Source organism: Mycobacterium sp. (assembly GCF_049278535.1).
Taxonomy (GTDB): Bacteria; Actinomycetota; Actinomycetes; order Mycobacteriales; family Mycobacteriaceae; genus Mycobacterium.
Genome location: NZ_JBAPMI010000102.1, coordinates 1 through 3,741, shown reverse-complemented (window position 1 = coordinate 3,741; position 3,741 = coordinate 1). Strand labels below are relative to the sequence as shown.

5 protein-coding genes and 2 pseudogenes are annotated in these 3,741 nt (G+C 64.9%); 1 reads left to right on the top strand and 6 read right to left on the bottom strand.

From position 1 onward, the window contains the following. From WAO18_RS06855 to WAO18_RS06845, 3 genes and pseudogenes are all read right to left on the bottom strand, one after another. Window positions 1-117: pseudogene (locus WAO18_RS06855) on the bottom strand (NADP oxidoreductase); the annotation flags it as partial. Between the two features lie 181 nt (window positions 118-298). Then, a complete protein-coding gene (locus WAO18_RS06850; RefSeq protein ID WP_422204963.1) occupies window positions 299-724 on the bottom strand; it encodes a nuclear transport factor 2 family protein in 426 nt (141 codons plus the stop codon). Window positions 725-817: 93 nt separating this feature from the next. Further along, window positions 818-1,552, bottom strand: coding sequence for an SDR family NAD(P)-dependent oxidoreductase (locus WAO18_RS06845; RefSeq protein ID WP_422204962.1), 735 nt, complete (start codon window positions 1,550-1,552; stop codon window positions 818-820). A 127-nt stretch (window positions 1,553-1,679) separates the two neighbouring features. Between WAO18_RS06845 and WAO18_RS06840 the strand changes: the two genes are divergently transcribed. Then, window positions 1,680-2,276, top strand: coding sequence for a TetR/AcrR family transcriptional regulator (locus WAO18_RS06840; RefSeq protein WP_422204961.1), 597 nt, complete (start codon window positions 1,680-1,682; stop codon window positions 2,274-2,276). Here the strand turns inward: WAO18_RS06840 and WAO18_RS06835 are convergent. The 3 genes and pseudogenes from WAO18_RS06835 to WAO18_RS06825 form a co-directional block, all read right to left on the bottom strand. Next, window positions 2,273-2,728, bottom strand: a complete 456-nt coding sequence (locus WAO18_RS06835; RefSeq protein WP_422204960.1) for a nuclear transport factor 2 family protein — start codon at window positions 2,726-2,728, stop codon at window positions 2,273-2,275. The two genes, WAO18_RS06840 and WAO18_RS06835, sit on opposite strands and share 4 nt — an antisense overlap. A 49-nt stretch (window positions 2,729-2,777) precedes the next feature. Then, entirely contained in the window at window positions 2,778-3,578 is an 801-nt protein-coding gene (locus WAO18_RS06830; protein WP_422204959.1) for an NAD-dependent epimerase/dehydratase family protein, read from the bottom strand. 5 nt (window positions 3,579-3,583) lie between these two features. Then, window positions 3,584-3,741 (bottom strand): annotated as a pseudogene (locus WAO18_RS06825) (NADP oxidoreductase); the annotation flags it as partial.

Sequence of the window (3,741 nt, the reverse complement as noted above, 5' to 3'; positions counted from 1 at the left end):
GTCGGCGGCCTTGGACTGATCGCGGCCGATGATCTCGACGGTGTTGCCGCCCGCTACCGCCAGCGCGCCGATGGCGCGGGCCATGTGCCCGGTGCCGATGATGCTGATGCTGTTCATGTGTGCTCTTCCGCGGTCTCGATCTTCTGCTTTGTCTCGTTGGTCCCCGGGGCCGGTGGCCTGAGTGGGTGACGTTGGGGTTTGGCCGGGTTCGGCCTGAAATGACCGATCCGGAGGTGTCGGCGACAGGGGCCCGTCCGGTGCGGTAACTACTTGCCCACCTGGGGATCGGGCTTCACCGTTACTCCGTGTCGGTGCGGAGTTCCCAGGGCTGCATGCCGAGGAGACCAGCAAGGTGCCCCTGCATCTGGACGCCGGACGGCAGCGGGCGCCACCATATGGTCACCTCGGCGATCTTGCCGTCCGCGTCGAGCAGGATGTAGTCCATCCCGTCGACCACGGTGTCTTCGATCTGTAGCCGGAAGTACGCGGCGTGGTGCGTCTCGCCGCTGAGGACTTCCTTGTAGGTGAGGTCAGCGGCCACCGTGCCGACCGTCCGCATGGCGTCCAGGACTGCCTCGCGTCCGGTGATTGGCTCATCGCCGAGCGGGCCGTACAGCACCACGTCCTCGGCGAGGATTCCGGAAAGAGCGTCTTTGGCTGCGCCGCCGTGCATGCAGTCGACGAAGAATTCCACTGCGTCACGGTGCGGGGCGAACGTGGTCATGGATACTCCCTTATGTCCGTTGTTGCTCGTGGCTAGTCGATGACCCGAAAAACGGAAGACCACAACGGATTTGCGCGTCCCGGTGTCTGTCACTCAGATCGCTGAGGTGCCGCCGTCGACAACCAACTCCATGCCATTGACATAGCTCGAGTCGTCGGAGGCGAGGAACAACGCGGCCGATGCGATCTCCTCAGGGAGGCCCATCTTTCCCCGCGGGATCAGGGATTCGAACTGCGCCTTCGTTTCCTCGTCGAACAACTCCTCTTGTTTAGGAGTGGCAACCTGACCGGGGGTCAGCACGTTCACCCGGATCTTTCTGTCCTTCAACTCCGACACCCACACACGGGCGTATGCCTGCTGAACGGCCTTGCTCGCCGCGTAGACACTCCACTCGGGGTAGCCCTTGAGCGAGGCGTTCGACCCGGTCATGAAGATCGAGCCGCCGTCGTTGAACAGCGGGAGCGCCTTTTGAACCGTGAACAACGTGCCTCGCGCATTCAGCCCGAAGGTGGCATCGAAGTGTTCCTCGGTGATCTCGCCGAGCCGGCTCTGCTCGCCCGTTCCGGCACTCGCCCACAGCACATCGATCGAGCCCTTTTCCCGCTTGACCGTGTCGAACAAACGGTCCAGATCGTCGAGGTTGGCCGAATCACCCTGCACGCCGGTCACGTGCCGGCCGATCAGCGCAACGGCGTCATCCAGCGCATCCTTCCGTCGGCCCGAGATGAAGACGTGAGCTCCTTCGTCAACGAACAACTTGGCACCGGCCAGTGCCATACCACTTGTCGCGCCGGTGATCACCGCGACCTTGCCATCGAGCTTTCCCACGATTACTCCCATTCTTTCGAAAGTGATGATGTTATGTACACCGATCAGAGTGCTTAACGTATCGGACGGCGATGCGGAACGCAAGTTATGTACACAGGTCGTTACCCAACTGGGCTACGCTGCGTGTATGACGGAGTTAGAGAAGGGGCCGCGAGGCCTGCGCCGCGGCAGGGGCGCGCGAGAGCGCATCATCGGCGCTTCACAACAACTGTTCCGCGATCAAGGCATCAACTGCACCGGCCTGGACCAGCTCTGCGCGGTGGCCCAGGTATCCAAGCGCACGTTTTACCAGCACTTCGCCGGCAAGGATGAGCTGATCGCCGAACACCTACGCCGATTTGATCCCGACATCCTGCCCGAGGTGTTCGACCGCACCGACCTCACACCGCGCGAGCGGCTCCACGCCGCCTTCGACATCCACGGGCCGCTGTGCCCGTTCATCGCGGCGGCCGTCGAAATCCACGACCCGGGCCACCCGGCACGCGTGCACGCCCGCGACTACAAGAAGGCTTTTGCCGCACGGCTCACCGATACCGCGCGCGAGGCCGGCGCCGCCGACCCCGAAGTGCTCGGCGAACAACTGGCGCTGCTCCTGGATGGCGCGTCGGCCCGCAACCGAGTCCTCAACAGCGAAAGCTTCGCCACCGCAGCCGCCATCGCAGGGATCCTCATCGACAACGCCATCCCCACGGAAGTGATACCGGCCGACGGAGGCGGGAACTAGTCGACGTGTTCGTCGATTGCATCGTTCGTGTGCAGTTCCCAAGGCTGCCAACCGAGAGCACCCGCAATGTTGCGCTGCAACGCGACGCCGGCCGGCAGTGTGCGGTAGAAGATGCTCACTTCGGCGATCTTGCCGTCCGCGTCGAGCAGGACAAAGAAGATTCCGTTGACTGCGGCGTCTCCGACCTGCAGCCGGAAGTGCGCGGCGTGGTGGGTGTCGCCGCTGAGCACCTCGGTATAGGTGTCGTCGGACGACAGGCCGTTGACGGACCGGATGGTCTCCACAACGGCCTCGCGGCCGGTGACCGGGTCGTCGCCGAACGGGCCGTAGATCACCACGTCTTCGGCGAGCAACCGGGCGAGGGCGGCTACGTCGACGCCGTCATCCCCGGCGCCGTTGATGCAGTCGACGAAGGACTCCAGGGTGTCGCGGTGCGGGGCGAAGGTGGTCATGCTTTCTCCTCTTTGTACAAAAGTGACTCTGGTCGGTGCGCCTAGGCTGCTAGTCGACTGGGAAGTAGTGGCCGTTGTCCAGATCGGTGAGCAGGTTGGGCTGAGTGGGTTCCCAGCCCAGGGTCTGGCGCGTGATGACGTTGGCGGCTGGGTAGTTCTTCGTGACTAAGCTCGCGAGGGCCCCGAAGTACCCCGGCACCATCAGTTCGTCCACGGGAACGCTCACGACGGGCAGGTCCAGACGGCTGCCGATGGCCTCGGCGACCTCACGGAGCGGAATGCCCTCGTCCTGGACCGCGTGCCAATACCTGCCAGCCGGACCCTTCTCCAGCGCCAAGCGGAACAAGGAGGCGACATCGCGGATGTGCGCGGCGCTCCACGCGTTCGTGCCGTCTCCGGGGTATCCGGCGAAGCCCTTGTCCTTCGCGAGCGCGATCAGCTGCGGGAGGAAGCCGGCGGTATCGGTCGTGCTGTGCGCGATGAGCGGAAGCCGCACGATCGAGGACCGCACTCCTCGCTCGGCGAGGCCGACTACGGTGATTTCCACGACATTGCGCGCGCGTAGGGTGCCCTTGTACTCGTCGCCGCTGGGAAGGGCCGGGTCTTCCTCGGTGGCTGGCCGGCCCAGGCCCTGCCCGGGGCCGCCGATGCTGCCGGCCGCGACGAGTGGCTTTCCGGTCCCCGCCAAGGCGTCGCCGTAGGCGTGCATGATAGGAAGTTCCGCTGCGGCCACGGCGTCCATCCCGCCGGATGGAAGCAGGTCCTGCCGGTGTGCGACGTGGATGACGCCGTCGGAGTCCGCGGCCGCCTCCTTGAGCCCGTCGAGATCCTCGAGGTCGCCACGGCGCACCTTCTGTTGAAGGCCTTGACGACCTGGGCCCCCGCGGGGGCGGCCTTCGCGATCTCCTGCGCGCCGGAACTGTCCGAAGGGGTGACGAAGCCCGTGAATCCGTCGTTGACCGGGTTGGTGATGTCGATGATCACCTTTCCGTGCAGCGCGTCCCGGTCCTCGC

What these genes read in the sequence shown, in the direction of transcription:
- WAO18_RS06850 (WP_422204963.1), bottom strand. Translation starts at nt 724, where the DNA reads ATGACCACGTTCGCCCCGCACCGTGACGCAGTGGAATTCTTCGTCGAC.
- WAO18_RS06840 (WP_422204961.1), top strand. Translation starts at nt 1,680, where the DNA reads ATGACGGAGTTAGAGAAGGGGCCGCGAGGCCTGCGCCGCGGCAGGGGC.
- WAO18_RS06835 (WP_422204960.1), bottom strand. Translation starts at nt 2,728, where the DNA reads ATGACCACCTTCGCCCCGCACCGCGACACCCTGGAGTCCTTCGTCGAC.